Annotated in this window: 25 protein-coding genes; 14 read left to right on the top strand and 11 right to left on the bottom strand. The window is 75.0% G+C overall.

Annotated elements, in window-relative coordinates; all coding sequences use genetic code 11:
- Window positions 1–32: 32 nt before the first annotated feature.
- Window positions 33–902 (top strand): PP2C family protein-serine/threonine phosphatase, encoded by an 870-nt coding sequence (locus PKE99_RS07250; RefSeq protein ID WP_271214855.1) that lies wholly within the window; start codon window positions 33–35, stop codon window positions 900–902.
- A gap of 10 nt (window positions 903–912) precedes the next feature.
- Here the strand turns inward: PKE99_RS07250 and PKE99_RS07245 are convergent, their stop codons facing one another.
- The gene (locus PKE99_RS07245; protein WP_156067110.1) at window positions 913–1,893 is read right to left on the bottom strand and encodes an iron-siderophore ABC transporter substrate-binding protein; all 981 of its coding nucleotides are present in this window, start codon (window positions 1,891–1,893) and stop codon (window positions 913–915) included.
- Window positions 1,894–1,921: 28 nt separating this feature from the next.
- Window positions 1,922–4,231, bottom strand: a complete 2,310-nt coding sequence (locus PKE99_RS07240; RefSeq protein ID WP_051736747.1) for a thiamine pyrophosphate-binding protein — start codon at window positions 4,229–4,231, stop codon at window positions 1,922–1,924.
- A gap of 127 nt (window positions 4,232–4,358) precedes the next feature.
- Between PKE99_RS07240 and PKE99_RS07235 the strand changes: the two genes are divergently transcribed.
- The 4 genes from PKE99_RS07235 (at window position 4,359) to PKE99_RS07220 (ending at window position 10,032) form a co-directional block, all read left to right on the top strand.
- The gene (locus PKE99_RS07235; protein ID WP_037041521.1) at window positions 4,359–4,847 is read left to right on the top strand and encodes an Lrp/AsnC family transcriptional regulator; all 489 of its coding nucleotides are present in this window, start codon (window positions 4,359–4,361) and stop codon (window positions 4,845–4,847) included.
- Window positions 4,848–4,888: 41 nt separating this feature from the next.
- Entirely contained in the window at window positions 4,889–6,214 is a 1,326-nt protein-coding gene (locus tag PKE99_RS07230) for a serine hydrolase domain-containing protein (RefSeq protein ID WP_037040699.1), read from the top strand.
- Between the two features lie 215 nt (window positions 6,215–6,429).
- Window positions 6,430–8,232, top strand: coding sequence for a BCCT family transporter (locus PKE99_RS07225; protein ID WP_081923742.1), 1,803 nt, complete (start codon window positions 6,430–6,432; stop codon window positions 8,230–8,232).
- Between the two features lie 135 nt (window positions 8,233–8,367).
- Window positions 8,368–10,032 (top strand): hypothetical protein, encoded by a 1,665-nt coding sequence (locus PKE99_RS07220; RefSeq protein ID WP_037040696.1) that lies wholly within the window; start codon window positions 8,368–8,370, stop codon window positions 10,030–10,032.
- 80 nt (window positions 10,033–10,112) lie between these two features.
- Here PKE99_RS07220 and PKE99_RS07215 read toward each other — a convergent pair whose 3' ends face one another.
- The 4 genes from PKE99_RS07215 to PKE99_RS07200 form a co-directional block, all read right to left on the bottom strand.
- Complete coding sequence (locus PKE99_RS07215; RefSeq protein ID WP_037040695.1) at window positions 10,113–11,297, bottom strand: MFS transporter; 1,185 nt, start codon at window positions 11,295–11,297, stop codon at window positions 10,113–10,115.
- Window positions 11,294–11,992 carry a GntR family transcriptional regulator gene (locus PKE99_RS07210; protein WP_081923741.1) on the bottom strand — a complete coding sequence of 233 codons (699 nt, stop codon included), beginning with the start codon at window positions 11,990–11,992 and terminating at the stop codon, window positions 11,294–11,296. The genes PKE99_RS07215 and PKE99_RS07210 overlap by 4 nt, the downstream gene beginning before the upstream one ends.
- A gap of 57 nt (window positions 11,993–12,049) precedes the next feature.
- Window positions 12,050–12,361, bottom strand: coding sequence for a hypothetical protein (locus PKE99_RS07205; RefSeq protein WP_037040694.1), 312 nt, complete (start codon window positions 12,359–12,361; stop codon window positions 12,050–12,052).
- 136 nt (window positions 12,362–12,497) lie between these two features.
- On the bottom strand, window positions 12,498–13,079 hold the full coding sequence (locus tag PKE99_RS07200) for a hypothetical protein (RefSeq protein ID WP_156067107.1): 582 nt from the start codon (window positions 13,077–13,079) through the stop codon (window positions 12,498–12,500).
- Window positions 13,080–13,315: 236 nt separating this feature from the next.
- On the opposite strand from PKE99_RS07200, the gene PKE99_RS07195 reads away from it, so the two are divergent.
- The 9 genes from PKE99_RS07195 to PKE99_RS07155 all read left to right on the top strand — a co-directional run bounded on the left by PKE99_RS07195 (window position 13,316) and on the right by PKE99_RS07155 (window position 20,782).
- A complete protein-coding gene (locus PKE99_RS07195) occupies window positions 13,316–13,897 on the top strand; it encodes a hypothetical protein (protein ID WP_037040690.1) in 582 nt (193 codons plus the stop codon).
- Window positions 13,894–14,925: a DNA polymerase IV gene (locus PKE99_RS07190; protein ID WP_037040688.1), complete on the top strand. Its 1,032-nt coding sequence runs from the start codon at window positions 13,894–13,896 to the stop codon at window positions 14,923–14,925. The genes PKE99_RS07195 and PKE99_RS07190 overlap by 4 nt, the downstream gene beginning before the upstream one ends.
- A 126-nt stretch (window positions 14,926–15,051) precedes the next feature.
- Entirely contained in the window at window positions 15,052–15,837 is a 786-nt protein-coding gene (locus tag PKE99_RS07185) for a VOC family protein (RefSeq protein ID WP_037040687.1), read from the top strand.
- Between the two features lie 304 nt (window positions 15,838–16,141).
- Window positions 16,142–17,518 (top strand): MFS transporter, encoded by a 1,377-nt coding sequence (locus PKE99_RS07180; RefSeq protein ID WP_037040684.1) that lies wholly within the window; start codon window positions 16,142–16,144, stop codon window positions 17,516–17,518.
- Between the two features lie 121 nt (window positions 17,519–17,639).
- Window positions 17,640–18,290 carry an SH3-like domain-containing protein gene (locus tag PKE99_RS07175; protein ID WP_037041518.1) on the top strand — a complete coding sequence of 217 codons (651 nt, stop codon included), beginning with the start codon at window positions 17,640–17,642 and terminating at the stop codon, window positions 18,288–18,290.
- On the top strand, window positions 18,287–18,871 hold the full coding sequence (gene nthA / locus PKE99_RS07170) for a nitrile hydratase subunit alpha (RefSeq protein ID WP_037040682.1): 585 nt from the start codon (window positions 18,287–18,289) through the stop codon (window positions 18,869–18,871). Before PKE99_RS07175 ends, nthA begins: the two co-directional genes overlap by 4 nt.
- Window positions 18,868–19,209, top strand: coding sequence for a nitrile hydratase accessory protein (locus tag PKE99_RS07165; RefSeq protein WP_037040681.1), 342 nt, complete (start codon window positions 18,868–18,870; stop codon window positions 19,207–19,209). The genes nthA and PKE99_RS07165 overlap by 4 nt, the downstream gene beginning before the upstream one ends.
- A gap of 23 nt (window positions 19,210–19,232) precedes the next feature.
- Window positions 19,233–19,592 (top strand): hypothetical protein, encoded by a 360-nt coding sequence (locus tag PKE99_RS07160; protein WP_231498033.1) that lies wholly within the window; start codon window positions 19,233–19,235, stop codon window positions 19,590–19,592.
- Window positions 19,589–20,782, top strand: coding sequence for an MFS transporter (locus tag PKE99_RS07155; RefSeq protein WP_037040680.1), 1,194 nt, complete (start codon window positions 19,589–19,591; stop codon window positions 20,780–20,782). The genes PKE99_RS07160 and PKE99_RS07155 overlap by 4 nt, the downstream gene beginning before the upstream one ends.
- Window positions 20,783–20,810: 28 nt before the next feature.
- Here the strand turns inward: PKE99_RS07155 and PKE99_RS07150 are convergent, their stop codons facing one another.
- The 5 genes from PKE99_RS07150 to PKE99_RS07130 form a co-directional block, all read right to left on the bottom strand.
- Window positions 20,811–23,321 (bottom strand): ATP-dependent Clp protease ATP-binding subunit, encoded by a 2,511-nt coding sequence (locus tag PKE99_RS07150; RefSeq protein ID WP_425566416.1) that lies wholly within the window; start codon window positions 23,319–23,321, stop codon window positions 20,811–20,813.
- Window positions 23,322–23,499: 178 nt separating this feature from the next.
- Entirely contained in the window at window positions 23,500–24,264 is a 765-nt protein-coding gene (locus tag PKE99_RS07145; RefSeq protein WP_037040678.1) for a crotonase/enoyl-CoA hydratase family protein, read from the bottom strand.
- Between the two features lie 60 nt (window positions 24,265–24,324).
- Entirely contained in the window at window positions 24,325–25,410 is a 1,086-nt protein-coding gene (locus PKE99_RS07140; RefSeq protein WP_197040445.1) for a LacI family DNA-binding transcriptional regulator, read from the bottom strand.
- A 7-nt stretch (window positions 25,411–25,417) separates the two neighbouring features.
- On the bottom strand, window positions 25,418–26,653 hold the full coding sequence (locus PKE99_RS07135; protein ID WP_156067104.1) for an NAD(P)/FAD-dependent oxidoreductase: 1,236 nt from the start codon (window positions 26,651–26,653) through the stop codon (window positions 25,418–25,420).
- A complete protein-coding gene (locus tag PKE99_RS07130) occupies window positions 26,650–26,964 on the bottom strand; it encodes a MocE family 2Fe-2S type ferredoxin (protein ID WP_037040677.1) in 315 nt (104 codons plus the stop codon). The genes PKE99_RS07135 and PKE99_RS07130 overlap by 4 nt, the downstream gene beginning before the upstream one ends.
- Window position 26,965: the final 1 nt, after the last annotated feature.

The raw sequence follows: 26,965 nt of genomic DNA, 5'->3' as shown, positions 1-26,965 counted from the left end.
GCCCCGCGCCCACTACCTCGGGAGGTGCCCGCATGACCCCGGCGACTGTGCCCGCGCTGCCGACCGACCGCCCGCCCCGCGGCGTGTCCGCCGGCGTCCCGGCGCCCCGCACCCCGTCCGACGCCGGGTCCGGGACCGGGTTCGACCCTGGGCTCGACAGCCCGACCGACACCCTGCCCCTCCGGCCGCCACCGGCCCTCCGCACCCCCGGGGCCGCCGGGTCCGCCTCGGTGCGCGGGCTGCGCCGGCTCGCCGCCGACGCCACCGCCGTGCGCGGGGCCGGCTCCGGGCTCGCCCTCGCGGTCGCGGACGGCGTCGGTGACTCCGCCGCCGCCGCGCTGGCCGCCCGGCTCGCCGCGGACGTGGCGGTCGCCGCGGCCCCGCGGATCGGGTCGATGCACGCGCTCCTCGCCGCGCGCGACGCGGTGCGGCTGGAGCCGGGCGCGGACGACGCGGTCATGGTGGTCGCGGCCGGGCTGGCCGGCGGCGGCTGGACGGTGTCCTGGGTCGGCGACTGCCGGGCCCTGCTCGTCACCGACCGCGGCACCGAGCTGCTCACGCACGACCACACCGTGGCGCAGTGGCTCCGCGACCGCGGAAAGGACCAGGACGGCACGGAGATCGTCCCGGCCTGGGAGAACATCGTGATGACGACGGTGGGCAGCGCCGGCCCCGACACCGTCGGCCACGCACGGGGCCCCGCCGGGCCGGGCACGCTCGTGCTGGTCAGCGACGGCGTGCACCGCACGCTCGACGAGGAGACGATCGCCTTCCTCGTCCGCCGGGCCGGCGCACCCGCCCGCGCCGCGCGCGACCTCGTCGACGCCGCGCTCGCCACCGGCAGCCACGACAACGCGTCGGCGACGGTGGTCCCGCTCCCGGACCAGTGGGCGGTGCGCTAGCCGCGCCGGTTCACCGTCCCGCCGCCTCCGCGAGCCGCGGCACGACCCGCGCCACCGCCCAGTCGAGGCTCAGCGGCGACGGGAAGGCGATCGCCTGCGCCTCGGTCGGCGACAGCGCGACGTACCGGCCCGCGGTGGCGGCGGACAGGGCCGCGAAGCCCGGCTGCGCGGTCAGCGTGCCGAGCGCGGCGGCGGAGCCGGTGGCCACCACGAGGTCGGCGTCCGTCCGCCCGATCTCCTCGTACGACAGCTGCGCCCGCCCCGGGATCGACGACGTCGGCAGGCCGGCGGTGGCCGGCGACAGGGTGAGGCCGAGCTCGGTGAGGAACCGCGCGGAGACGTCGTCGGCCGAGTTCACCGCGTAGACGCCGGTGTCGGTCGGGCCCACGAGGAACGAGAAGGTCCGGCCGCCCAGCGCCGCGTTCCCGTCCCGCGCCTCCGCGATCCGGTTCTGCGTGTCCGTGATCAGCTGCTCGCCCTCGTCGACCTTGCCGAGCGCAGCGGCGATCGCGCGGGTGGTGTCCTGCCAGGAGTCGGCGTTGGGCGCCGCGGCGTAGTGCACCACCGGCGCGATCGCGGACAGCGCCGCGTAGTCGGTGTCGAGGTTGTAGTCCTTGGTCGCGAGGATGACGTCCGGCCGCGCGGCCGCGATCGTCTCGATCGGGTCGCCCTGGTCCGTGCCGAACAGCTGCGGCGCCGGCGCCCCGCCCAGCTTCTCCTGCGCCCACGGCTGGATCCCCGTGTCGGTGCCGAGCCGGACCCGCTGCGCCGCCACCGGCACCACGCCGAGCGCGAGGGCGATGTCCGCGCTGGTCCAGTCCGTGGCGACGACCCGGACCGGCTGCGCGGGGATCGTCGCCGCACCGAGCTTCCCGGTCACGGTGACCGGGAAGCCGGCGCCCGCGGGCGCCTCCGGTGGGGCCTCGGCCGGCCGCCCGCAGGCGACCAGGGCGAGCAGGCAGGCCAGGCTCACGATCATCCACCTCGTCACGGCGGATGAGGTTAGCCTGCCCTTTACCTCAGAGCAGGTCCAAGGCCGCGGCGACCACGCTGTCGGCGTCGATGCCGTGGTAGCGGTACACGTTGTCGAGGTCGCCGGACTGCCCGAACCGGGTCACGCCGAGGTGCGTGGCCCGGACCTGGTTGATCCCGCCGAGGAAGGCGAGGGTGTGCGGGTGCCCGTCGAGCAGGGTCACCAGCGGGGTGGCGCGACGGGCGGGGAAGGCGGCGTCGAGGATCCAGGTGTCGGCGCTGCCGTGCCCGGCCCGGGCCTGGACGGCGTCGAACAGCAGCCCGGGGCTGGTCACCACGACCACGTCGACGGCCGTGCCCAGCGACTCCAGCCGCTCGGCCGCGGCCAGCGCCTCGGGCACCATCGCCCCCATCGCGGCAATGGTGACGGCCGGGTTCTCGCTCGTCCGCAGCGGGTAGGCGCCCGCCACGACCTGCCGGCGGCGCCGCTCCCGGGCCGCCGGGTCGGTGGGCACCGCGGCCAGCGACTGGTCGACGGGCCGGGTGGACAGCCGCAGGTAGGCGCTGGTCCCGTCCGGGCGGCCGAGCCGGGCCAGCGACGCCAGCAGGGTCCACTCGACGTCGATCGCGAAGGCCGGCTCGTAGGTGACGCAGCCCGGCTGCTCCAGCCCCACCGACGGCGTGGTGATCGACTGGTGCGCCCCGCCCTCCGGCGCGAGCGAGACCCCGGACGGCGTGCCGACCAGGATCGACTGCCCGCCCGCGTAGATCCCGAACGACCACGGCTCGAGCGCCCGCTCGACGAACGGGTCGTAGAGCACCCCGATCGGCAGCAGCGGCTGCCCCCACCGCGACCAGGTCGCGCCCAGCTCGCCGAGCGCGCCGACCAGGTTCCCCTCGGCGATGCCCAGCTCGATGTGCTGGCCCGTCGGCCGTTCCCGCCAGTGCAGGATCGTCTCCGGGTCGTCGTCGAACCAGTCCTTGCGCTCGGCCGGCGACCAGACCCCGACCTTGTTCACCCAGCCGCCGAGGTTGGTCGACGACGAGACGTCCGGGCACAGCGTGACCACCCGCCGGGCCGCCTCGGGCGCCTCCCGGGTCAGGTCCAGCAGCGCCCGGCCCAGCGCGGCCTGCGTGGTCGCCCGGCCCGACGGCGTCCGGCCGATGTCCGTGGGCAGCACCGGGGCGTCCACCCCCTCGACCGGGCCGCGGCGCAGCCGCTCGGCGGTCTCGGCGCAGAGCCGGCCCGCGGGGGTGTCGGGGGCGAAGCGCTGCCACGGGGCGTCGAGCGTCATGCCCGAGCGCTCCGCCAGCTCACCGATCTGCCCGGCCGAGAGCAACGACGAGTGGTTCTGCGGGTGCCCCTCGCTGGCCAGCCCGAAGCCCTTGACCGTGTAGGCGAACACGACGGTCGGGCGGGTGTCGTCGATCTGCGCGAAGGCGTCGCCGACGGCCTGCAGGTCGTGCCCGCCCAGGTTGCGGATCGCGGCGTGCAGCGTGCCGTCGTCGAGCGTGCCGACGAGCTGCTCAAGCTCGGGCGAGTCCGGCAGCCGCTCCCGCAGCTGGGCCGGGGTGCAGCGGAGCAGCCGCTGGTACTCAGGGTTCGACATCTCGTCGATCCGGCGCCGCAACGCGTCGCCGCCCGGGCGCTCGAACAGCTCGTGCAGCAGCCGCCCGTACTTGACCGTGAGGACCTGCCAGCCCGCGGCGGCGAACATCCCCTGCAGCCGCGGGGCGCCGATGTTCGGCACCACCCGGTCCAGGCTCTGCCGGTTCAGGTCGACGAGCCACACGACCTCACCCAGCTCGGCGACCATCGGGTCGAGGATCGCCTCCCAGACCGCGCCCTCGTCCAGCTCGGCGTCGCCGACCAGCGAGTACTGCCGCCCGGCGCCGGCCTGCTCGCCCAGCGTGGTGATGTAGCGGCGGGCCAGCGCACCCCAGATCGGGGCGGTGGCGCCGATGCCGACCGAGCCCGTCGAGTAGTCGACCGGGTCCGGGTCCTTCGACCGCGACGGGTAGCTCTGCAGCCCGCCGAACGCGCGCAGCGTGGTCAGGTACGACTCGTCGAGCTCGCCGAGCAGGTAGTTGATCGCGTGCAGCACCGGCGAGGCGTGCGGCTTGACCGAGACCCGGTCGCCGGAGCGCAGGTGCTCGAACCACAGCGCCGTCATCAGCGTCGTCATCGACGCCGACGACGCCTGGTGCCCGCCCACCTTCAACCCCGTCGGGTTGGGCCGGACGCGGTTGGCGTGGTCGATGATCGCGGTGGAGAGCCAGCGCACCCGCTGCTCGATCTCCCCCAGTACCGCGAGCCGGTCGGTGCCGGCGGGTCGGGAGTCGGAGACGGCGGTCATCGGGGGGCTCCTCTCGTGCACGGTGCCCGACGAGCGCACCACCGATACGCTCCCTGCACAAGTCGGGGCCTTCAATGCGTGCATCCTGCACACATCGACGGCCCGACACCGCGAGGAGGCGAGCACCGTGCACACCGTCAGACCGGCCCCGATCGACGCCATCGACGCCCGCCTGCTGCTCGCCCTCGCCGAGAACCCGCGCGGCACCGCGCTGGCGCTCGCCGAGCGCGCGGGGCTGTCCCGCAACACGGTGCAGGCCCGGCTCACCCGGCTGGAGGAGAGCGGGGTGCTGGGCAGCGTCGAGCGGCGGATCGACCCGGCGGCGCTCGGCTACCCGCTCACGGCCTACGTGACCGTCACGGTGGTGCAGCGCAAGCTCGACCCGGTCGCCGACGCGCTCGCCGCGGTGCCGGAGGTCATCGAGGTCCTCGGCATGACCGGCGAGGGCGACCTGCTGGTGCAGGCCGTCGCGCGCGACGCCGACGACCTCTACCGCATCGCCGGCCTGCTGCTCGCGATCGACGGCGTGGAGCGGACCACCACCGCGCTCGTCATGCGGCGGCTCGTGGACCACCGGGTGACGTCGCTGGTCGAGCGCGTCGCCCGGGCCCGGTGACCGGGGGAACGCCCGCCGGCACCAGGAGCTAGCGTCCGATCATGAGCTCCCTGCTGCCGTCGACCGAACGCACCCTGCTCGCCCGCGTCGCCCGGGCGCAGCGCGACGGGCGCTGCCCCTCCCTCGTCGCCGGCGTGGTGCGCGACGGGACCCTGGCCTGGTCCGCGGGCCGCGGCGCCGTCGACGAGCCGCACGCCGACGTCCAGTACCGGCTCGGCTCGATCTCCAAGACCGTCGGCGCGATCACCGTGCTGCGGCTGCGCGACGAGGGCCTGCTCGACCTCGACGACCCGTTCGAGAAGCACGTCCCCGGCACACCGCTCGGCGACCGCACGCTGACCCAGCTGCTCTCGCACACCGCCGGCGCCACCTCGGAGAGCCCCGGGCAGTGGTGGGAGCGCACGCCCGGCGGCACGCTCGACGACCTCGACCTGTGCGAGGAGCACCGCGTCCTGCCCGGCGGGCGCCGGTTCCACTACTCCAACCTCGGCTTCGGGCTGCTGGGCGAGCTGGTCGCGCGCGTGCGGGGGCGCGTGTGGGACGAGGTGGCCCGGGACGAGGTGCTGCTCCCGCTCGGGATGCGCCGCACCACCCCGCGCCCGGACGGGCGCGCCGCCCAGGGCTACGCCGTGCACCCGTGGTCGGACGAGCTGCTGGCCGAGCCCGAGCACCACGCGGGCGTGATGGCCGCGGCCGGGCAGCTGTGGTCCACGGCCGCGGACCTCGGGCGGCTCGGGGCGTTCCTGCTGGGCGACACGGGCGACGTCCTCTCCCCCGCCACCGTGGAGGAGATGACGATCCCGGCGGGCGTCGACTTCTCCGGCCCGACCTGGTCGTCGTACGGGCTGGGGGTGCAGGTGCAGCGGCACGAGGACCGCACGCTGGTCGGGCACGGCGGCTCGATGCCGGGCTTCCTCGCCGGGCTGTGGGCCGACCGCGAGGAAGGCACGGCCGCGCTCGCCCTGGCCAACATCACCTCCGGGCTCGACGGCGCCCTCCCCGCGACGCTGCTGGCCGACCTCCGCGCCGCCGAGCCGACCGTCGTCGACGCCTGGTCGCCCGCCCCGTCGCCGGTGCCGGTCGAGCTGCTCGGGCCCTGGTACTGGGGCCCGTCGCCGTACGTGCTGCGCGCGGTGCCGGGCGGGCTGCTGCACCTCGGCGGGCTCGGGCGGCCGGGCCGCTCCTCCCGGTTCCGGCCGCGCCGCGACGGCACCTGGGTCGGGCTCGACGGCTACTTCGCGGGCGAAACGCTGCGGCTGGACCCCGTCTCCCTGAACCTGGCCACGTTCGTCTTCACGCGCACGCCGTACGACCCGGGGGCGCCGGTGCCGGGCGGAGTGTCGGCTTCGGGATGGTTTACGCCGTGACGTTCGGGTAACGATCCCAGTCGCCCGTTCGCCCGTTCTCGCAGGTGACCGTGGCGGTTCCGTGCTGGTCCGCACGCTGCGCAACGAGCAGCGCCACACGGAACGACAAGGGACGCCGCGGTTGACTCCGCCCGTCCGGGGATTGATGGTGACGAACGCACATGGACCGGACCGACTCAGGTGAGGGGGACCCCGCTCCGTCGGGGACACGTCGCATGACAGTCAAGGAACCCACCACGGGTGGCCCCGCCTCGAGCCCGGGCCCCGAGGACGGCACGTCGGGCACCTCACCCTCGGACACCTCGCCGGTGCCCGAGGGCGGCAGCGCCGCCGACCGGAAGAAGCCGACCGACAAGGTCGTGTTCGGCGTCTCGGCCGCACTGGTCGTCGCGTTCATCGTCTGGGGCATCGTGGCCACGGACAACCTGTCGAGCGTCGCGAGCGCCGTGCTCGGCGGCATCATGAACGCGGGCGGCTGGTTCTTCATCCTCACCGCCTCGGGCTTCGTGGTCTTCGCGATCTGGATCGCCCTGAGCCGCTACGGCAGGATCCCGCTCGGCCGGGACGACGAGCGGCCGGAGTTCCGCACCAGCTCCTGGGTCGCGATGATGTTCTCCGCGGGCATGGGCATCGGCCTGATGTTCTACGGCGTGGCCGAGCCGCTGGCCTTCTTCACCTCGCCGCCCCCGGGCAGCGGCGCCCTCGCGGGCAGCCCGCAGGCCCTCGACGCGGCGATGGCGACCACGCTCTTCCACTGGACCCTGCACCCCTGGTCGATCTACGCCGTCGTCGGGCTCGCGATCGCCTACGGCACCTTCCGCAAGGGCCGCAGCCAGCTGATCTCCGCCGCGTTCGCCCCGCTGCTCGGCACCCGGCGCACCGAGGGCGGGCTGGGCAAGGCCATCGACATCTTCGCCATCTTCGCCACGCTGTTCGGCTCCGCCGCCTCGCTCGGCCTCGGCGCCCTGCAGATCGGCGGCGGGCTCCAGGCCCTCGGCTGGCTGGACAACCCGGGCACCGGGCTGTTGGTCGCGATCATCGCCGTGCTCACCGTCGCGTTCATCGCGTCGGCGGTCACCGGTGTGGCCAAGGGCATCCAGCTCCTCAGCAACGTCAACATGGTGCTCGCCGCGATCCTGGCCTTCTTCGTGTTCGTGGTCGGCCCGACCGTGCTGATCCTCAACCTGCTGCCGGGCGCCGTCGGCCACTACCTCGCCGACCTCGCCTCGATGGCCGCCCGCACGGGCGCCGACGGCACCGAGACGGCCGAGTGGCTGCAGAGCTGGACGGTCTTCTACTGGGCCTGGTGGATCTCCTGGACCCCGTTCGTCGGCATGTTCATCGCCCGGATCAGCCGCGGCCGCTCCATCAAGCAGTTCATCGCCGGCGTCATCCTGATCCCCAGCGTGGTCTCGCTGGTCTGGTTCGCCATCTTCGGCGGCGCCGCGATCTCCGAGCAGCAGGCCGGCAACGACCTGGCCTCGGCGAGCACCGAGGGGCAGCTGTTCGGGCTCCTGCAGTCCTACCCGCTCGGCGCCGTGCTGGCGGTCATCGCGATGCTCCTGGTGGCGATCTTCTTCGTGTCCGGCGCCGACGCGGCGTCCGTCGTGATGGGCACGATCTCGCAGAAGGGCTCCATCGAGCCCAGCCGCGGCATCGTGATCTTCTGGGGCGCGGTCATGGGGGCCATCGCGGCGATCATGCTGATGGTGGGCGGCTCCGACGCGCTGTCCGGCATCCAGAACATCACGATCATCATGGCGCTGCCGTTCGTGATCGTCATGGTGCTGCTCTGCGTGTCCCTCTACAAGGACCTGCACGACGACCCGTTGATCCGTCGTGAGAACAAGGCGGGCGAGGCCGTCGAACAGGCCGTGGACTACGGCATGAAGGCCCACGACGGCGACTTCATCCTCAACGTCAAGCCGCTGAGCATGGCCGACGGCGTCGAGGAGGCGCGGGAGCACGGCGGGGGCACCATCCTGCCGGGCGAGCCGCAGCCGCCGCGCAAGGCCTGAACCACCTTCCCGACAGGGTCCCCGGACGCGCGCCGGGGGCCCTGTCGCGTGCGCGGCCCCTACCGCACGGGCCCGTCGCGGGGTGCCGGACCCCCTGTCCGACACGGCCCCGCCGGGCTGAGAAGGTGGATCTCGATGCGTCTCGTGTTCGCCCCCGGTGACGACCAGGGATACGCCGGAGCCCGGGACCGGTTGCTGGAGGCCTTCCTCACGTGGGCCCGCCGGAGCCGGGTCTCGGCGGACGTCTTCCTGGTCGCCGCCGCGCTCGACTACAAGTACGCGCTGGACCGCAGGCTCGGCCGGTGGACCCGGGCGCACGTCGCCGACGCGCTCGGCATGTGGTTCCCGCGGCACGTCACGGTGCTTGACGCCGAAGAGGTGCCCGAGGCCTTCCACGCGCTGATCGACTTCCTGGCCGACGCCGACGGGCTCGACCACCGCTCGGCCTCGCGCGCGGAGCTGCACGCCCAGGTGCGCGACTCCACGCCTGCGCTGCTCGACGGCATCGCCGACGAGCGCAACTACGACCTCGGCAAGTTCTGGGGCGTCCAGCTGCGCCGGCACGGCGTCGATCCCGCCGATCCCCGTGCGGTGCAGCGCTTCCTCGACCGCGCCCGCTCCGGCGAGGTCCACATCGACCGGGCCGCGCTCGCCGAGATCACCCGGCGCGAGGAGGAGACCCCGCGCGACCCGGCGCCGGCGCCCGAGCTGCCGCCGGTGCTGCTGCCCAGCGCGGCCGAGATGGTCACCGCCGCGCAGGAGAGCAGCGCGCTCGACCTGCTGCGGAAGCTCACGGTGTGGGTGCGGGCGGGCCGCCGGCTCACCCGCGACGGCAGGCTCGGCCTGGCCGACGCGCTGTCCCTCGCCGACCTGCTCGGCCTCGACCAGCTCTACCGGGACAGCGCGCGCAGCAGCACGGACCTGCCCGAGACCTCGATGCTGCTGCACTGGGCCAAGGCCGCCCGCCTGGTCCGCCCGCTGCACGGCCGGCTGGTTCCGGTGAAGAGCGCGGCGAAGGACCTGCACCGGCCGATCGAGCTGTGGCGGCGGGTGTTCTCGGCCGTCGGGCGGATCGGCGACCACCTCGGGGGCACGGACGTGTTCGGGGCGCCGTCGTTGTTCGGCATGTCGCTGGCCGACGCCTTCCCGATCCTCTGGCTCGAGCTCTACGCCGCCGGCGGCGGGCCGGTCCCGGTCGAGCTGTTCCACCGGCTGGTGCGCGAGGCCGTCAACGAGGAGTGCGGCTGTGTGGTCGACGACCTCGCCGGCGACGCCGAGGGGCGGCTCTGGCGGCGGGACGTCACCGCCCTGCTCGACGCGCTGGAGCTGCTCGGCGCGGTCGAGCTCGGCGAGCTGCTCGACGCCGAGGAGCTCGACGGGCTGGTCGAGCTCGCGGGCCGGGACGACCCGGACCCCACGATCGTCTCGCTCACCCCGATGGGGCTGTGGGCGGTGCACGAGACCCTGATCGACCAGGGCCTGCACGCGCCGCTGCCCGGCGAGCTGGCCGACGAGGACCTCGAGTACGTGTGCGTCCGGATGTCCGAGGTGCGCAGCGCGGTCGCCGAGGCCGAGCTCGACGCCTGGGTGGCGGCCCGCACCCCCGCCGACGCCGCGCGGGAGATCGGCCGCTTCCTCGCCCGCACGGACGACCCGGTGCACCGCGACCTCGCCCTGCACGCGTTGGCCCGCACCGGGCCGATCGGCCTCGCCGAGGCGAAGCGGCTCCGGGGCGGGCCGGACGGGGACCGCTACGACGACCTCCCCGACGAGCTCTCGGACGAGCTGCAACCCTCCTGACCCGCGAGTCGCGCTGCAGCCCCCGCGAGTCGGGACTTCCAGCACCGCGAGTCGGGAGCTCCGGCACCGCGAGTCGGGAGCTACGCGGGGATCGGGAGGTGGCGGCGGGAGTGCCGCAGGATCACCACGGTCCCGCCCAGCGCGACCAGCACCAGGCAGCCGAGCAGGACCGGGTAGCTCGCCACCCCGCTGAGCACGGCGAGGATCGACGGCAGCAGGAACCCGACGTAGGCCAGCGCGTAGTAGACCCCGGTGAGGGCGGCCAACTCGTCCGGCCGGGCCAGGCGCTGCAGCTCCAGCAGCCCCGAGACCACGGCGATCCCGTACGCGGCACCGAGCACCACCGCCGCGACCAGTGCGACCGCCGGCGACCGGACGACCGCCGCGACCGCGCTCACCGCCAGCCCCGCGGACATCACGACCATCGAGACCACGACGCCGCGCGCGCTCGTCGTCCGGTCGAGGCGCTTCGCCAGCGGCTGCACCAACGCACCGGCGCCGAGGGTGCAGACGGTGAGCAACGTCGAGTAGGCCAGTCCCCACGTCCCCAACCGGTCCCCCACCAGCTGCGGCATGATCGCGTAGGCCACACCGGCCGAGCCGAAGATCCACGGCGCCATCGGGGTGATCACCCGCCGGAACCGCGGGTGCCGGGTGCCGGCGAACCGCCTGGTGGTGCGCGCAGCCGCGGCGACGCGCGTCTCGGGCAGCCGGACGAGGGCGAGGAGCGCGGCCGCGGCCAGCACCGCGTGCAGGACGTACGGAAGCTCCATCGGGAAGGGTGCCCCCAAGGAGATCAACGTCTGCGCGAGCACGCCCGCGACCCCCGCGCCGAGCCCGAAGCCGAGGGTCAGCCAGAGCGCGCCGCGCCGGGTGCCGGTGGCACGCTCGGCCCCGCCGCGCACGGACAGCTCCGTCACCCACGTCGAGCCGACGGCCATCGCCACGGCCACGCCGACGCCCGTCACGAACCGGCCCGCCGCGATCCAGCCGACGCTCCCGAACGCCAGGAACACGCTCGCGACCAGCGACGCCGCGGTGCCGGCGAGCATGACCGGCCTGCGGCCGTACCGTTCCGACAGCGCCCCGACCGTCAGCAGACCGGGCACGAGCCCCACGACGTACGCGCCGAGCAGGGCGTCGACGGTCAGGATCGAGAGCCCGGACTCGCGGTACATGACCAGCAGCGGGGTGAACTGGTTGCCGCCCCAGCCGCACGCGAAGACCGCGGCCGCGGCGGCCCGCCAGGCGTTCCGGTCCGTCACCGCCGGTGCGTCCCGTCCAGGTGGGCGCGCAGCGCGGCGGCGAACGCCGCCTCGTCCTGCGCCTCGACGACCCCGATCAGGTCCTCGTGCTCGCGCAGCACCCTCGGGAGCTCCTCCGGCACGGGACCGAGCGCGTGCACGCTCATCCGCCGCTGGCGGTCGGCGAGGGTGGCGTAGAACCGCATGGTCAGCGCGTTGCGCCCGGCCGCGACGAGCGTGCGGTGGAAGGCCTCGTCGGCCTCGGCGAAGGCGTGCAGGTCGCCCCGCTCGGCGTGCCCGCGCTGCACCTCCAGCGCCGCACGCAGCTCGGCGACGGCCGCCGGGACCTGCTCGGGGCGGCGCAGCAGCCGGCGGACGGCCGCGGTCTCGACGGCCTCGCGGGCGTCGAGCACGTCCTCGGCCTCCCCCGGCGGCACGGGCACGACGACCGCGCCGCGCTTCGGGATCAGCGTGAGCAGGTCCTCGGCCTGCAGCCGCAGGAACGCCTCCCGCACCGGGGTGCGGCTCACCCCGAGCCGCGCCGCGATGTCGCCCTCGCTGAACAGGTGCCCGCCGGGCAGCTCGCCGGTGAGCACCAGCTCCTTGGTCAGCGCGTAGGCCCGGTCGGCGGCGGGCGCCGGCCCGTCCGACGCGGGGTCGGGCCGGGCGTGCGCAGACGTCGCGGGAAGCGCGGAGGTCTGGGGAACCGGGGACACGCCCGGCACCCTAACAAAGTCAGATGCAAGCTTGTATCTATGCCTGCATCCCAGACATCAGGTCAGCGGGGCGTCGTCGCCGTAGCGGACCGCGGGCGCCTGGCCCGTCAGCTCGTCGCACAGGTCGGACAGGCGCGAGTCCAGACGCTGCTGCACGCGCTCGAGCGAGTCGAGCTCCGTCATGATCTCCAGGGTGTGGCGCGGCCCGTCGATGCCGGACAACGCACGGCGCAGCTCCCCGCGCAGTTCGGAGATCCGCTCGCGGCACTCCTCGACGGCGCTGCGGTGCGCGGCGAGGCGGGCCCGCTGACCGGCGTCGAGCGAGTCGGGCACGGAGTCGAGACGCTCCTGCAGGCGGTACGGGTTCACGGACGGTCCTCCCGGTGGCGGACGGGTGGTGACGATCACTCTGTGATCGCCGACACACGCGACCGTAGCCGACGGCGGACCGGTCCGAAAGGCGGGACGCGAACGCGTCCCGGACCGGGGGACGAAGGAGGGGCGGTCAGGCGGAGCGGCGGTCCCGCTGCTGCGGGATCGCGGCCAGCGCCGCCGCGGCACGCACGTCGAGCGGGCTGGCCGTGGCCTGCTCCGGGACCTCGACGGCGTCGACGGCGCCGCGCCGGCGCTCGCGGACCAGGTCCGTGGTCAGGTGGTAGTGCCCGTGCCGCGACCGCTTGCAGACGTACGCCCGCTGCGCCCGGGCGCCGAGCTCCTCCAGCTCGCGCGCGGCCGCCTCGGCGGACTCGCGATCCGGGTAGATGACCTTGCCGTCCGCCCCGACGCCCTGCCGGCGCGGCGCGGTGCCGGCGAGCTCCGCACGGCTCGGCTTGCAGAAGATCGGGCGGCCGGTGCTCATCAACCGTGCGTAGCGCAGCAGGATCCGGGCGCGATCCCGGTCGCGGACCCGACCCCGCGGCTCCATCGACTCGCGGTCCCCGGCCTCCGGGGACACCCGCGGGCGCGGGGTGAGGCGGCGGACCCGGGCGAGGTCGGAGGGCGACGGAGCCTGGCGCGGGACGAACGGCCGCACGCTCTCGGACCCACCGGTGCCACCGGGGGTGCCGTGCTCCTGCTCGCCGCTCATCTCGTCCTCCAACTGTCCGTCGCCAGTGGAACGCTCGTCGTTTCCTGGATCGTGGGAGCCATCCTGCCCCGTTACCCGTCGACCGCGGTGTCCCACGATCGTGTCCAATCCGCGGTTCGATCACCGTCAGTAGCACCTCGCCCGCCGGCATGACGACTCTCCGTACCCGGATCGGTGCACAGCGCTGCGGCGAGGCGACCGCTGCTTCTATGCTCCTGCCACTCGGGGGAGGTGCCATGGCGGCGGGGACGGGCGAGTGGACAGGACTGTTCGGCCGATCCTCGCTTGCGCCGACCGTCTTCGAGGTCGCTGCCGGCGCCCGGCCACGGGTCCGCGAGTGGCTGGCCGCGCAGAGCGTCGCGACGGCGTGGACGCGGGACCCCCACGCCCCCGCGGTCGAGGCCTGGGCCGTGGCCGACGGCGGCGTCGTCGCCGTGGCGCGGTGGACGCCCGCCGGGGCTCCCCCGGCCGGCGAGGCGCTCCCGAGCGGGCTCTACGTCGTCGGGTTCGGTGCGTTCCGGCTGCTCACCGCGGCGCTCGGGGTGCCCCGTCCGGCGCGCCCGCTGCCCGGGGAACCGCTCTTCGACCTCGACGCGCTGTGCCTGGCCCACCGGGCCGTCTCCCCCACCTGCCCCGACGCCGTCGAACAGGCCGAGCTGCTCGCGACGTGCGTCGACCGGCAGACCCTGCGGCTGGTCGCGGGCGCCCTCGACGCCGCCTCGACGCCGGCCCGCCCCGTCGTCGTCGCACCCGTCGGACGACGCCCCTCCCCGTTCCCGCGCGACCTGCCACCCGCCACCGGCACACTCACGGGGTGACCCGCTGGGTGCTGCACGTCGACCTGGACCAGTTCCTGGCCGCCGTCGAGCAGCTGCGGCACCCCGAACTGGCCGGACGCCCCGTGATCGTCGGCGGCAACGGCGACCCCGCCGCGCGCACCGTGGTGGCGACCGCCTCGTACGAGGCGCGGGAGTACGGCGTGCACTCCGGGATGCCGATGCGGCTGGCCGCCCGCAAGTGCCCCGACGCCGTCTTCCTCCCCGCCGACAACCCCGCGTACGAGGCGGCGTCGGAGGGGGTCATGGCGGTACTACGCGAGTTCCCCGTGGTCGTCGAGGTGATCGGCTGGGACGAGGCCTTCCTGCAGTGGGACGGCGACGACCCCGAGGCCCTCGCCCGCGAGATCCAGGCCGAGGTCCGCACCCGCACCCGCCTGTCCTGCGCGGTCGGCATCGGCGACAACACGTTGCGCGCCAAGATGGCGACCGGCTTCGCCAAGCCCGGCGGCGTGCACCGGATCACCGCGCACAACTGGTTCGCGACGCTCGGCGACCGGCCCACCGAGGCCCTGCACGGCATCGGCACGAAGACCGCCCGCAAGCTCGCCGAGCTGGGCATCCACACCGTCACCCAGCTCGCCGAGGCCTCCCCCACCGCCGTCGGCGAGCGGCTCGGGCCGCGCATGGGCCCCTACTACGTCTCGCTCGGCCGCGGCATGGGCCGCACCGAGATGGAGGCTTCGCCGTACGTCCCGCGCTCGCGCAGTCGCGAGACGACCTTCGCGGCGAACCTCGAGGACTGGGCGGCCGTCCTCGCCGAGATCTCCGCCCTGTCGGCGCGGGTCGCCGACGACGTCGCCGCCGAGGGCCGCGAGGTCGCCCGGGTCGGGGTCAAGGTGCGCTACGCCCCCTTCCTCACCCGGACCCGCAGCCTCACCCTCCCCGCCCCCACCCGCGACCCCGCGGTCCTCGAGGCCGCCGCCCTCGAGGTCGCCGGCTGGTTCCGGCAGGACCGGGCGGTCCGGCTGCTCGGTGTGCGGGCGGAGTTCGTGGAGGTGAGCGGGTAACGCCGGCCGGTCGGCGGCGAACCCTCCCTGGCGGACGACCGCTCGGCGCACGGTTTCCCGAAACCGTCGGTGCCCGGTGGGAGGCTCCGCTGCGCACCGGCATCCGCTGCTCCGGAGGAGATCGCCATGCCCTTCACCGACACCCCGTGGCCCAACGGCGCGCCCTGCTGGGCGGACATCGCGGTACCCGACCTCCCCGCGGCGCTCGGCTTCTACGGCGCCGTGATCGGCTGGTCGTTCGTCGACACGGGCGAGGACTACGGCCACTTCGCCATCTGCCAGACCGAGGGCCACGCGGCCGCGGGCATCGGGCCGGTCATGCAGGAGGGCCAGCCCAGCTTCTGGACCCTCTACCTGGCGACGGACGACGTCGACGCCACCACCAAGCTCGTCACGGACGGCGGCGGGTCGGTGCTCGCCGGCCCGATGGACATCCCGGACACGGGCCGGATGGCGGTCTGCGCCGACGCGACCGGCGGGGTGTTCGGGCTGTGGCAGGCGGCCGGGCAGGTCGGGATCGAGGTGTTCAACCAGCCGGGCTCGCTGGTGTGGGAGGACGCGCGGCTCACGGACGTCGAGCGCGGCCGCGAGTTCTACTCCGGGCTGTTCCCGTACCGGTTCGCCGAGGTCCCGGGCCTGCCGCTCGAGGAGTACGGCACCTTCGGGCTGGGCGACGAGCCGCTCGGCGGGATGGGCGGCACCATGGGCGCGCCCGAGGGCACGCCCAGCCACTGGCTCGTCTACTTCGGCGTCGAGTCGGTCGACGCCTCCGTCGCCGCCGCCACCGAACGCGGCGGCACGGTGATGATGGCCGCGCAGGACACGCCGTTCGGGCGCATGGCGGTGCTCACCGACCCCTTCGGCGCCCCCTTCGCGGTGCACCAGGAGATCCTGGAGGCCGACGAGGGCTGAGGCGCGGTCCGGGCTGGCACTCCCGACAAGTCGTCGCACACCTTGTCGACGGGGTGTGCGACGGACCTCCGCGTTGTGCCAGCGGGGCCGAGCGGGTGTGCCGCCGGGTGGGAGGACGCCGGGCACAACTGCCCGACGGGCTCACGGCGGGCGCCAGCACCACGGCCGCCCCGCCCGGGTGAGCTCCGATCCACTTGCTTTGCTTGTGTCAAGCAAACTACTGTGCCCGGTAACTCCCGGGAAAGCAGGTGGCGCCCTCGTGTCCGAAACCGTCCGCGGCAGGGCACCCGAGGAGCTTTCGGTCGTGGACGACCCGGATCTGGCGCCGCTCCCCCGTCGTCGCGCCGTGTTCGCGGTGGTCGGGGTGGCCCTGCTGATGTTCTCGCTGGACCAGACCTCGGTGGCCACGGCCCTGACGACGCTCGAACGGGACCTGGGCGCCACCCTGGCCTGGACGAGCTGGACGGTCACCATCTACGCCGTCGGGCAGATCCTCGCCCTGCCGCTGGGCGGGCGGCTCGGCGAGCAGTTCGGCCGGCGCCGGGTGTTCCTGTGGGCGGTGGCGACCTTCACGGCGGTCTCGTGCGCCTGCGCCGCGACCACGGACATCGGCCAGCTGATCGCGTGCCGGTTCGTGCAGGGCCTGGCGGGCGGGCTGATGCTGCCCGCGGCCAACGGCATCGTCGCCCACGCCTTCGGCCGGGACCGCGACCGCGCGCTGGCGCTGTTCACCAGCGTCTTTCCGATCGGCGCGATCCTCGGGCCGCTCGTCGGCGGCGTGATCCTCACCGTCTGGTCGTGGCGCGGCATCTTCCTGGTCAACCTGCCGATCGGCGCCCTGCTCGTGGTCGCCGGGGCGCTCCTGATCCGGGACCCCCCGCGCACCCGTGTCGAGCGCGTCGACGTCGCCGGCATCGTGCTGCTGACCCTCGCGCTGCTCGCCACGATGGTCGCGATCACCCGGGTCGGCTCGATCGGCGACGGCGTCGCGGGTCCCGTCGGCGTGGTCGTGGCCGGGGTCGTGGCCCTCGCCGCGGGCTGGTTCTTCCTGCGGCACGCGCGTCGCCATGCCGACGCCGTCGTGCCGGCGCGGCTGCTCAGCGGCGGCGGCCTCGGGATCATGAACACCACGAACGTGCTGTTCGGGGCGGCGATCATCGGCTTCTCCGCGCTCCTGCCGCTCTACGCGCAGGTCCGCTACGCCCTGCTCCCGCTGGCCGCCGGCGTCCTGTTGACCGCCCGCGCGATCGGCACGATCGCCTCGTCGGGGGTGTCGGTCGCCCTGCTGCGCCGGGTCGGGCACCGGCCGCTGCTGCTGGTCGGCCTGGGCGGGATCGTGGCCGGCCTGGTCCTGGGCGCGCTGCCGCCCGCGGGCGTCTCGCCGGCGGTCTGGCTGACCGCCGCCGCGGCCGTGACCGGGCTCGGGATGGGGCTCGCGGGCCCGGCCGCGAACAACGCCGGGATGCACCTGGTGCGCGACGACGTCACCGCCGTCTCCGGGCTGCGGATCATGTTCCGCCAGATCGGCGGGATCGCGGCGGTCTCGGTGACCACGGCGGCCGTCACGGCCTCCGACGACCCCGGCCTCGCGGCCGCGATCTGCTTCGTCGTGCTGGCCGGCCTGCTGACCGCAGCGGCGGTCGCGGCCGCCCGGCTACCCAACCACCGCGGGCGATGGTGATCGCCGGCACCCGCGCCCGACCACCCCGCCCGACCACCCCGCCCGACCACCCCGCCCGACCACCCCGGTCAGCACAGCCGTCCACTAAGGTGATCGCTCGTCACCTATCGTGGAGGTCGCGATGGCCCGCGTGTCCGACCTGGGCGGTGCCCCCGGTCACGGTCCCGTCCCGGCGCCCGACCCGGCCGAGCCGGTCTTCGGCGAGCGCTGGGAGGGCCGCGCCTTCGCCCTGACGGCGTTCACCATCGGCCGGCTCTCCGGCCGCAACCTGGAGGCCTTCCGGGACACCCTGGACCGGCTCACCCCGGCCGAGTACCACGACTCCGGCTACTTCGGCCGCTGGCTGCACGCCGCCCAGGCCATGCTCGTGGCCTCCGCGGTCCTCGCGCCCGGCGCGGTCGATGCGCGGGCCCGGCGGCTGGCCGGCGAGACCGTCGAGGAGCCGCCTGACCCTGCCGAGCCCGCGAAGCCCGACTACTCGCCGACCGCCCCGGGCTCGTTGCGCGAGGTCGAGGCCGCGCCGGAGTACGCGGTCGGCGACCGGGTCCGCGCACGGAAGGGCGCCCGGCTGCCCGGGTACGCCCGCGGCCGCGTCGGGACCGTCGCGCGGGTGCAGCCCGCGCACGTCCTGCCCGACACCCACGCGGTGTTCGCGGGCGAGAACCCGCAGCACGTCTACACCGTCCGGTTCTCCGCCCGCGAGCTGTGGGGCGACGGGGACGACGTCGTCGTGACCCTCGAGCTGTTCGAGACCTACCTGGAGCGCGCGTGACCGACCCGACCTCCCCCGCCCTCCGCGCCGAAGCCCTGGAGCAGCTGCTCACCGAGCGCGGCCTGGTGCGGACCGACGTGATCGACGGGTTCGTGGCCAGGTACGAGTCCGACGTCGGCCCCCTCAACGGGGCCCGGGTCGTCGCGCGGGCGTGGGTCGACCCGGAGTACAAGGCGCGCCTGCTGGCCGACGCCACCCCGGCGGTCAAGGAGGTCGCCTGGGGCGGCGGGGCGAACGGCGAGCACATCGTGGTCGTCGAGAACACACCCGTGCTGCACCACGTGGTCGTCTGCACGCTGTGCTCCTGCTACCCCTGGCCGGTCCTCGGGCTGCCGCCCTCCTGGTACAAGGACCCGGCCTACCGTGCCCGGGTGGTGCGCGAGCCGCGGGCGGTGCTGGCCGAGATGGGCCTGGAGCTGCCGCCGGAGGTCGCGATCGAGGTCCACGACTCCAGCGCCGAGGTGCGCTGGCTGGTCCTGCCCGAACGCCCCGCCGGCACCGACGACCTCACCGAGGAGGAGCTCGCGGCCCTGGTCACCCGGGACGCGATGGTCGGCGTGGCGAAGGTCGCCGCACCGTGACCGCCCCGCTGGCCGTCGACGGCCCCGCCGCTCCCCCGCGCGCGAACGGCGAGCTGCTGTTCACCGCCCCCTGGGAGTCGCGGGCCTTCGGGATGGCGGTGGCGCTGTACGAGGCCGGCGCCTTCGCCTGGCCGGACTTCCAGCAGGCGTTGATCACGCGGATCGCGGCCTGGGAGGCGGCGCCGGAGGGCGGGTGGAGCTACTACACGCACTGGCTCGGCGCGCTCGAGGACGTCCTCGCCCTGTCCGACGACGTCGGCGCGCGGGCCGCCGCCCTCGCCGGCCGCGCGCCCGGGCACGACCACGACACCGGGAACGGCCACGGCCACGGGCACTGACCGCGGAACCTAGGATCGCGGGGGTGGAGACCTGGACGGCCGCGCAGTGCGCGGAGGCGTGGGGCGTGCGGCCCGGGACCTGGGCGAGCTACGTCTCCCGCGGCCAGGCGCCCGCCGCGCTCGCCGGGGACGGCCCCCGCCGCTGGTCCGCCGACGAGGTCCGCGCCTTCCCGCGCCCCGGCGCCGGCCGCTCCCGCGCGGGCGCGGGCGACGAGGCGCAGGCCCTGCTCGCCGAGATGAGCGACGTCGCCGCGCGGATGGAGGAGCTGCGCGCCGAGCAGCGGCGGCTGCTGCTCGAGGGTCGCGAGCGCGGCCTGGAGATCAGCCCCATGGCCAAGGCCCTCGGGATCTCGCGGCAGACCGCGTACGCCTGGCTGGGATGAGCGCGACCACGGAACCTCCCGGCGGCCGCGGCGCGCTGCGGCTGCTGCAGGCCGCGGTCGCGACCAGCAGCCTGGACCGGTTCGCCATCTCCCCGCTGCTGCTGGCGATCGGCACCGAGCTGGGCGCGTCGCTGGCCCAGTCCGCGGCGGTCGCGTCGGCGTACTTCCTGGCCTACGGCCTGCTGCAGCCGGTGTGGGGCATGCTCGGCGACCGGATCGGCCTGGTCCGGGTCATGCGGATCGCGCTCGTGATCGCCGGGATCGCCGGCGTCGCCTCGGCGTTCGCGCCCTCGGTGCTGGTGCTGGCCCTGCTGCGGACGATCACGGGCGGCTGTTTCGGCGCGGTCAACCCGGCGGGGCTGGTCTACGTCGGCGACACCTGGCCGACGTCGATCCGGCAGCGGGCGCTGGTCGACCTGGCCGCGGCGACGTCGTTCGGCGTCGCCGTCGCGACGGCCGGGGCCGGGGCCCTGGGGGACTGGGCCGGCTGGCGCGTGGTGCTGGCGGTCACCGCGACGGTCGCGCTGACGCTCGGTGTCGTGCTGCGGCGGCTGCCCGAGCCGCCGCGCAAGGTCCCCTCCGGCCCGCTGCAGGCGCTGCGCACGGTGCTGCGCGAGCGCTGGGCCCTCGTCGTGCTGGTCCTGGTGTTCGGCGAGGGCGCCCTGGTGATCGGCGTGCTCACCTACGTCGCGCCCGCGATCGAGTCGCTCGGCTTCTCGCCGACGGTCTCCGGCGTCGCGGCAGCGGGCTACGGCGTGGGCGTCGTGCTGTTCTCGCGCTCGGTGCGCCCGCTCGTCGGCCGCTTGTCGACGACGGCGCTCGCCACCGTCGGCGGCATCCTGCTGATCGCCGGATGGGGGGTTCCGGCGGCCGCGGTCACCCTCCCGACGGCGGTCGTGGGCGGCCTGTTGCTCGGTGGCGCCTGGGCCTTCCTCCACTCGACCCTGCAGAACTGGGCGACGTCGGTGGTGCCGCAGGAGCGCGCGACCACGATCGCGCTGTTCGCCGCGACCCTGTTCCTCGGCAGCGCGGCCGGCACCGCCGTGGCCGGCCCGGCGGCCGACGCGGGCGCCTTCCCCGCGATCTTCCGCGTCACCCTGGTGGCGTCGGCGGTACTGGCCGTGGCCGCACCGCTGCTGATCGCCCGCTACGCCCGCCGACCCGGAGCGAACGGCACCTTCGTCCAGTAGGTGTGAGCGAGAGCGCCGTTCACCGGCTTCACCCCGTCGGCTGCGGTTCCTTGGCGACCGCGAGGTCGAGGCGGTCGTCCTTGACCCCGACGCGCACCCGCGCGCCCTCGTCGATCTCCTCGGCGAGCAGCAGCCCGGCGAGCCGGTTCTCCAGCTCACGGCGGATGGTGCGGCGCAGCGGCCGGGCGCCGAACTCCGGCTGGTAGCCGTGCTCGGAGAGCCAGCGGACGGCCTCGGCGTCGACGTCGAGTGCGATGTGCCGCTCCGACAGCCGCTCCTCCACCTCGTGCAGCAGGTGCCCGGTGATCTCCTCGAGCTGCTCGGGCTCGAGCCGGCGGAAGACGATGGTCTCGTCGATCCGGTTGAGGAACTCCGGCCGGAAGACCTCGCGCAGCCGCGGCATCAGCCGCTCCCGCAGCACCGCGTCCTCCGGCGCGTCCGAGGTCCGCTCGGCCGTGGAGCCGAAGCCCAGCGTCGCCCCGCGGCTGGTGATCAGCTCCGACCCGACGTTCGAGGTCATGATGATCACCGTGTTGCGGAAGTCGACCGTGCGGCCCTGGCCGTCCGTGAGCCGGCCGTCGTCGAGGACCTGCAGCAGCGTGTTGAAGACGTCCGGGTGGGCCTTCTCGATCTCGTCGAGCAGCAGCACCGAGTACGGGCGGCGGCGGACGGCCTCGGTGAGCTCGCCCGACTCGCCGTAGCCGACGTACCCGGGGGGCGCGCCGACCATCCGCGCGACGGTGTGCCGCTCGCCGTACTCGCTCATGTCGAGGCGGACCATCCGGTCCTCCTCGCCGAACAGCGCGACGGCGAGCGCCTTGGCCAGCTCGGTCTTGCCGACGCCGGTCGGGCCGAGGAACAGGAAGCTGCCGACGGGCCGGTCGGGGTCGCCCAGCCCGGTGCGCGAGCGACGGATCGCCTCGGCGACCGCCTGCACGGCCTCGTCCTGCCCGACGACGCGCTGGTGCAGCTCCTCCTCCAGGCGCAGCAGCCGCGTGCGCTCGGACTCGGTGAGCTGCGCGACCGGGATCCCGGTGGAGCGGGAGATGACCTCGGCGATGTCCTCGACGCCGACCTCGGGCACCCCGCCCGGGCCGCTGCCCCGGCTGGCCGCGATCTGGCCGCGCACCTCGGCGATCTCGTCGCGCAGCTCGCCGGCGCGCTCGAACTGCTCGTCGGCCACGGCCTGGTCCTTGTCCCGGGTCAGCTGCTCCAGGCGCTGCTCCAGGTCGCGACGGTCGACGCTCGGCGTCCGGGTGCGCAGCCGCACGCGGGCCCCGGCCTGGTCGACCAGGTCGATCGCCTTGTCCGGCAGGAACCGGTCGGTGATGTAGCGGTCCGAGAGCTCGGCGGCGCCCTTCAGTGCCTCCTCGGTGTAGCGGACCTGGTGGTGGGCCTCGTACCGGTCCCGCAGGCCGCAGAGGATGGCGTAGGTGTCCTCGACGGACGGCTCCGGCACGTACACGGCCTGGAACCGGCGGGCCAGCGCGGCGTCGGACTCGATGTAGCGGCGGTACTCGTCGAGCGTCGTGGCGCCGATGACGTGCAGCTCGCCGCGGGCGAGCGCGGGCTTGAGCAGGTTGCCGGCGTCCATGGACCCGCCGCCGTCGCCCCCGCCGCCGGTCCCCGCCCCGACCGTGGTGTGCAGCTCGTCGATGAAGACGATCAGCTCGCGGGAGTTGGCGCGGATCTCCTCGATGACCGAGCGCATCCGCTCCTCGAAGTCGCCGCGGTAGCGCGTGCCGGCGACCACGCCGGAGAGGTCGAGCTGCACGACGCGCCGCCCCTGCAGGGTGTCGGGGACCTCGCCGTCGGCGATCCGCTGCGCGATGCCCTCGACCACGGCGGTCTTGCCGACGCCGGCCTCGCCGATCAGCACGGGGTTGTTCTTCGTGCGCCGCGAGAGGACCTCGATGGTCTGCTCGATCTCGTCCGCCCGGCCGATGACCGGGTCGAGCCGGCCGTTGCGGGCGGCCTGGGTGAGGTCCTGGCCGTACTGGTCCAGCGTCGGGGTCGACGAGTTCGCGGGCGCGTCGGGTGCCGGCGTGCCGGGCCGGGCCTGTGTGGGGTGGTTCGGCGCGAACCGGGCCTCGGCCAGCAGCCGCCCGGCCGCGGACTCCTCGTTCGCGGCCAGCGCGAGCAGCAGGTGCTCGGGCCCGATGTAGGTGGACCCGAAGGACCGGGAGATCTGGTGACCGTCGAGCAGCGCGCGCTTCGCGGCCGGGGTGAGCGCCGGTGCGCGGCCGGTCTGCTCGCCGCGGGGCAGCCCCTCCTCCAGCGCGCGGGCGACGGTGTCGGGGTCGGCGCCCGCCCGCGCGAGCCACTTGCGGGTCGGCTCGAAGCGGGTGCTGGCGAGCAGCAGGTGCGTGGCATCGAGGTCGGCGTCGCCGCGGTCGATCGCCTCCTGGGCCGCGGCGGCCATGATCTCCTTCGCGCCCTGGCTCATGAGGCGCGTCAGGTCGATCCGGTGCACGGGGCCCCGCGGATCGCCGGGACCCATGTGCGGGAAGCCTGATCCGGGCCCGAAGAAGCCGGTCACGGGGAGTCTCCTCTCGACGGGTGTCCGACGGGGAGGTGTTCCCGTCGGGCACCCGGCGAAACCGTGTCGGTGGCCCGCGCCACGCCGCCCGGGCGACGCGAACGGCGCTCTCGCTCACCAGGTACGAGCGAACGCCCCGTTCGTTCACGCCCTGGTCAGCGGCCGGATCAGCGCCGGATCAGCGGCCCTTCCACACCGGCGCGCGCTTCTCGGCGAACGCCGTGGCGCCCTCCTTCGCGTCCTCCGAGGAGAACACCGGGCGGATGATCGGCTCCTGCTTCGCCCACATGTCGGCGAGCGTCCAGTCCACGGTCTGCTGCGCGACCTGCTTGGTCGCGGCCACGGCGAGCGGGCCGTTCGCCGCGATGGTCTCGCCGAGCGCGACCGCCCCGTCGAGCGCCCCGCCCTCGTCGGTCACCCGGTTGACCAGGCCCACCTCGGCGGCCCGCTCCGCGGAGATCGGGTCGCCGGTGAGCAGCAGCTCCAGCGCGATGGCCGGCGGCAGCCGCCGCGGCAGGTGGAGCGCGGCGCCACCCGCGGCGACCAGCGAGCGCTTCACCTCGGGCACCCCGAACCGCGCGGTCTTCGCGGCGACCACGAGGTCGCACGCCAGCAGCAGCTCGAACCCGCCCGCCAGCGCCCACCCCTCGACGGCGCCGATCAGCGGCTTCCGCGGCGGGGCCTGGGTGATCCCGCACAGCCCGCGGCCCTCGATCGAGGGGCTCTCCCCGCGCAGGAACGCCTTGAGGTCCATGCCCGCGGAGAACACGCCGCCGGCGCCGGTGAGCACGCCGACCCGCAGCTCGTCCGACGCGTCGAGCTCGTCGACCGCGGCCGCGATCCCCTGCGCCACCCCGAGGTTCAGCGCGTTCTTCGCCTCCGGCCGGTTGATCGTGATGACCTGCACCGCACCGCGACGCTCGACGAGGACCTCGTCCGACACGTTTCCTCCCACTGCGCTCTCGCCTGCGCCCGAACTGAACGAACGCTCTACAAGAACACCCTAGAGCGCGCCCGGGCCCGCGGACACCCCCGCCGGCGGACCGGTCGAGCCGCGCACCTCCAGCGTCGGCGCGACCAGCCGCACCTCGCGCTCCCGCCCGGGGTCGGCCATCCGCGTCAGCAGCATCCGTGCGGCCTGCGCGCCGATGTGCTCGCCCGCGCCGTCGACGCTGGTCAGCCACACGGCGGGGAGCCGGGCCAGCCCGGAGTTGTCGAAGCCGACGAGCGAGACGTCCCCCGGCACGCGCAGCCCCAGCCGGATGGCCGCCGAGGACACGCCCATGGCGACCATGTCGTTGTAGGCGAAGACGGCGGTGGGCCGGTCCGGCCCGCGCAGCAGCTCGAGCGCGGCGCGGCGGGCGCTCTCCTCGCTCACGTCGCTCGCCGTGACCCGGACCTCGGCGCCCAGCCCCGCGGCCCGCATCGCCTTCTCGTACCCCTCCGCCCGGTCCCGCCCCGCGCTGCCGGGCGGCCCGGCGAGGTGCGCGATCCGGCGGTGCCCCAGGCCGGCGAGGTGCCCGACGGCGAGGGCCGCGCCGGCGTGGTCGTCGTACGCCACGACGTCGACGGTCGGCAGGTCGCCGTAGCGGTCCAGGTCCCGTCCGCCGACGGCCACGGTCGGGATCCGCCGGGCCACGTCGACCAGCGCGGCCGAGGGCGGACCGGAACCGGCGACGATCAGCCCGTCGACGCCGAGCTCGAGGAACGACCAGGTCAGCGTGTCGTCCATCATCCGGTCGAGCCGGCCGTCGCCGAGCAGCATGTGCTTGCCCTCGGCGTGCAGCACCGGCCCGACCCCGTCGAGCACGTCGGCGAACCACGGCTGGTGCAGGTCGTTGAGCAGCACGCCGACGCTGTGCGAGCGGCGCTCGGCCAGCCGCCGGGCCGCGGCGTTGGGCCGGTACCCGAGCTCGGCGATCGCGGCGAGCACCGCCTCCCGGCGGGCCGGGCTCACCTTCGGCGAGTCCCGCAGCACGAGCGACACCAGCGACTTCGACACGCCCGCCCGGGCGGCGACCGTCTCCAGGGTCGGCCGGCCGGTCTCGCGGATCCCCACACGTGCCTCCCGGGACGGCGGCGTCGTCACGCCGTCGTCACGCTATCGCGCCGGACCTCACCCGACGGGCGGACGGCGCGCGGAGCAGCGGCTTGAGCGCCACCCCCGGGTCCGCCAGGGCCGCGGGGTCCGGGGTGGCCCGGCGGGCGATCAGCATCTCGCCGATGCGGACGTCCTTGGCGACGGCGGTGCCCACCCCGATCCCGGCGACGGCCACCAGGCGGCCGGCGTCGAGGCCGAACCACAGCTCGGCGCCGTCCGGGCGGACGCGGACCACCTCCTCGGTCGTGACCGCGGGCAGACCCGCGACCTGCAGGGAGAGGTCGTACTGGTCGCTCCAGAACCACGGCACCGCCGCATAGGGCTCGGCCGCCCCGAGCAGCGCCCGGGCGGCGTGCGCGCCCTGCTCCTGCGCCGCGCGCCACGACTCGAGCCGCAGGCGGAGGTCGTCGTAGAGCGGGTGCGGGAAGGAGCAGCAGTCCCCCGCCGCGAACACGTCCGGCGCCGAGGTGGCGAAGCTCCCGTCGACCACGATCCCGTTCTCGACGGCGATCCCGGCGGCCTCGGCCAGCGCGGTCTCCGGTGCCGAGCCGATCCCGGCCACGACGACGTCGACCTCGACCGCACCTCCGTCACCGAGGACGATCCGGCCCGGCTCGAGGCGCGCGACCGCGGTCCCGCACCGGACGTCGACCCCGGCCTCGGTGTGCCGCGCGGCGGCCCGGGCGGCGAGGCGTTCGGGCACCGCCCGCCCCATCAGCCGCGGCGCCGCCTCGACGACGGTCACGGCACAGCCGAGACCCGCCGCCGTCGCCGCCACCTCGAGGCCGATGAACCCGCCACCGACGATCCCGACGCGGGTCCCCGGCACGAGCCGCTCCCGCAGCGCGACGGCGTCGGCGTGGCTGCGCAGCACGTGCGCGCCGGGCAGCGGGCGGGCCCGGGCGCCGGTCGCGAGGAGCAGGCGCTCGTAGCCGAGCACCCGGCCGTCGGCGAGGGTGAGCTCGTGCGCGCGGACGTCGAGGGCCGTCGCCGCGACCCCGGCGAGGTGGGTGACGCCGGCGTCGGCGAGCCGCTCCGGCGTGCACAGCGGGGTGAGGCCCGCGGCGCCGGACAGCACCGCCTTCGACAGCGGCGGGCGCTCGTACGGGTGCCCGGGCTCGCCGCCGACGAGTGTGACCGGCTCCGCGTACCCCTCCTCACGCAGGGCCAGTGCCGCCCCGGTGCCGCACTCGCCGGCGCCGACGACCACCACACCGCCCGGCCCGGTCACGGGACCTCGATGTAGACGGTGCCGTCCTCGACCTTCGTCGCGTAGGTGCGCACGTCGACCAGCACCGGGGCGCCGAGGGCCTTGCCGCTGGTGTAGTCGAAGCGGCCGTTGTGCTTGGGGCACTCGATCGTGCCGCCGAGCACGAGCCCGTCGCACAGCAGCTCGCGCTCGTGGGTGCAGTAGCCGTCGGTGGCGAAGAAGGCGTCGTCGGGCGAGCGGTAGACGGCGTAGGCGTTGCCGGCGTGCTCGAACGGGATGACGTCCTCGGGGTCGACGTCGTCGGTCTCGCAGGCGGCGATCCACTGGGTCATG

The organism is Pseudonocardia halophobica (assembly GCF_027922425.1).
GTDB classification, from domain to species: domain Bacteria; phylum Actinomycetota; class Actinomycetes; order Mycobacteriales; family Pseudonocardiaceae; genus Pseudonocardia; species Pseudonocardia halophobica.
This window is presented reverse-complemented; position numbering and strand designations above follow the sequence as displayed.

Coding starts and splice junctions, on each gene's coding strand:
- PKE99_RS07155 (WP_037040680.1), top strand. CDS start 19,589: ATGAGCGCGACCACGGAACCTCCCGGCGGCCGCGGCGCGCTGCGGCTG.
- PKE99_RS07130 (WP_037040677.1), bottom strand. CDS start 26,964: ATGACCCAGTGGATCGCCGCCTGCGAGACCGACGACGTCGACCCCGAG.
- PKE99_RS07195 (WP_037040690.1), top strand. CDS start 13,316: ATGGCGGCGGGGACGGGCGAGTGGACAGGACTGTTCGGCCGATCCTCG.
- PKE99_RS07240 (WP_051736747.1), bottom strand. CDS start 4,231: ATGACCGCCGTCTCCGACTCCCGACCCGCCGGCACCGACCGGCTCGCG.
- PKE99_RS07175 (WP_037041518.1), top strand. CDS start 17,640: ATGGCCCGCGTGTCCGACCTGGGCGGTGCCCCCGGTCACGGTCCCGTC.
- PKE99_RS07225 (WP_081923742.1), top strand. CDS start 6,430: ATGACAGTCAAGGAACCCACCACGGGTGGCCCCGCCTCGAGCCCGGGC.
- PKE99_RS07185 (WP_037040687.1), top strand. CDS start 15,052: ATGCCCTTCACCGACACCCCGTGGCCCAACGGCGCGCCCTGCTGGGCG.
- PKE99_RS07220 (WP_037040696.1), top strand. CDS start 8,368: ATGCGTCTCGTGTTCGCCCCCGGTGACGACCAGGGATACGCCGGAGCC.
- PKE99_RS07230 (WP_037040699.1), top strand. CDS start 4,889: ATGAGCTCCCTGCTGCCGTCGACCGAACGCACCCTGCTCGCCCGCGTC.
- PKE99_RS07250 (WP_271214855.1), top strand. CDS start 33: ATGACCCCGGCGACTGTGCCCGCGCTGCCGACCGACCGCCCGCCCCGC.
- PKE99_RS07200 (WP_156067107.1), bottom strand. CDS start 13,079: ATGAGCGGCGAGCAGGAGCACGGCACCCCCGGTGGCACCGGTGGGTCC.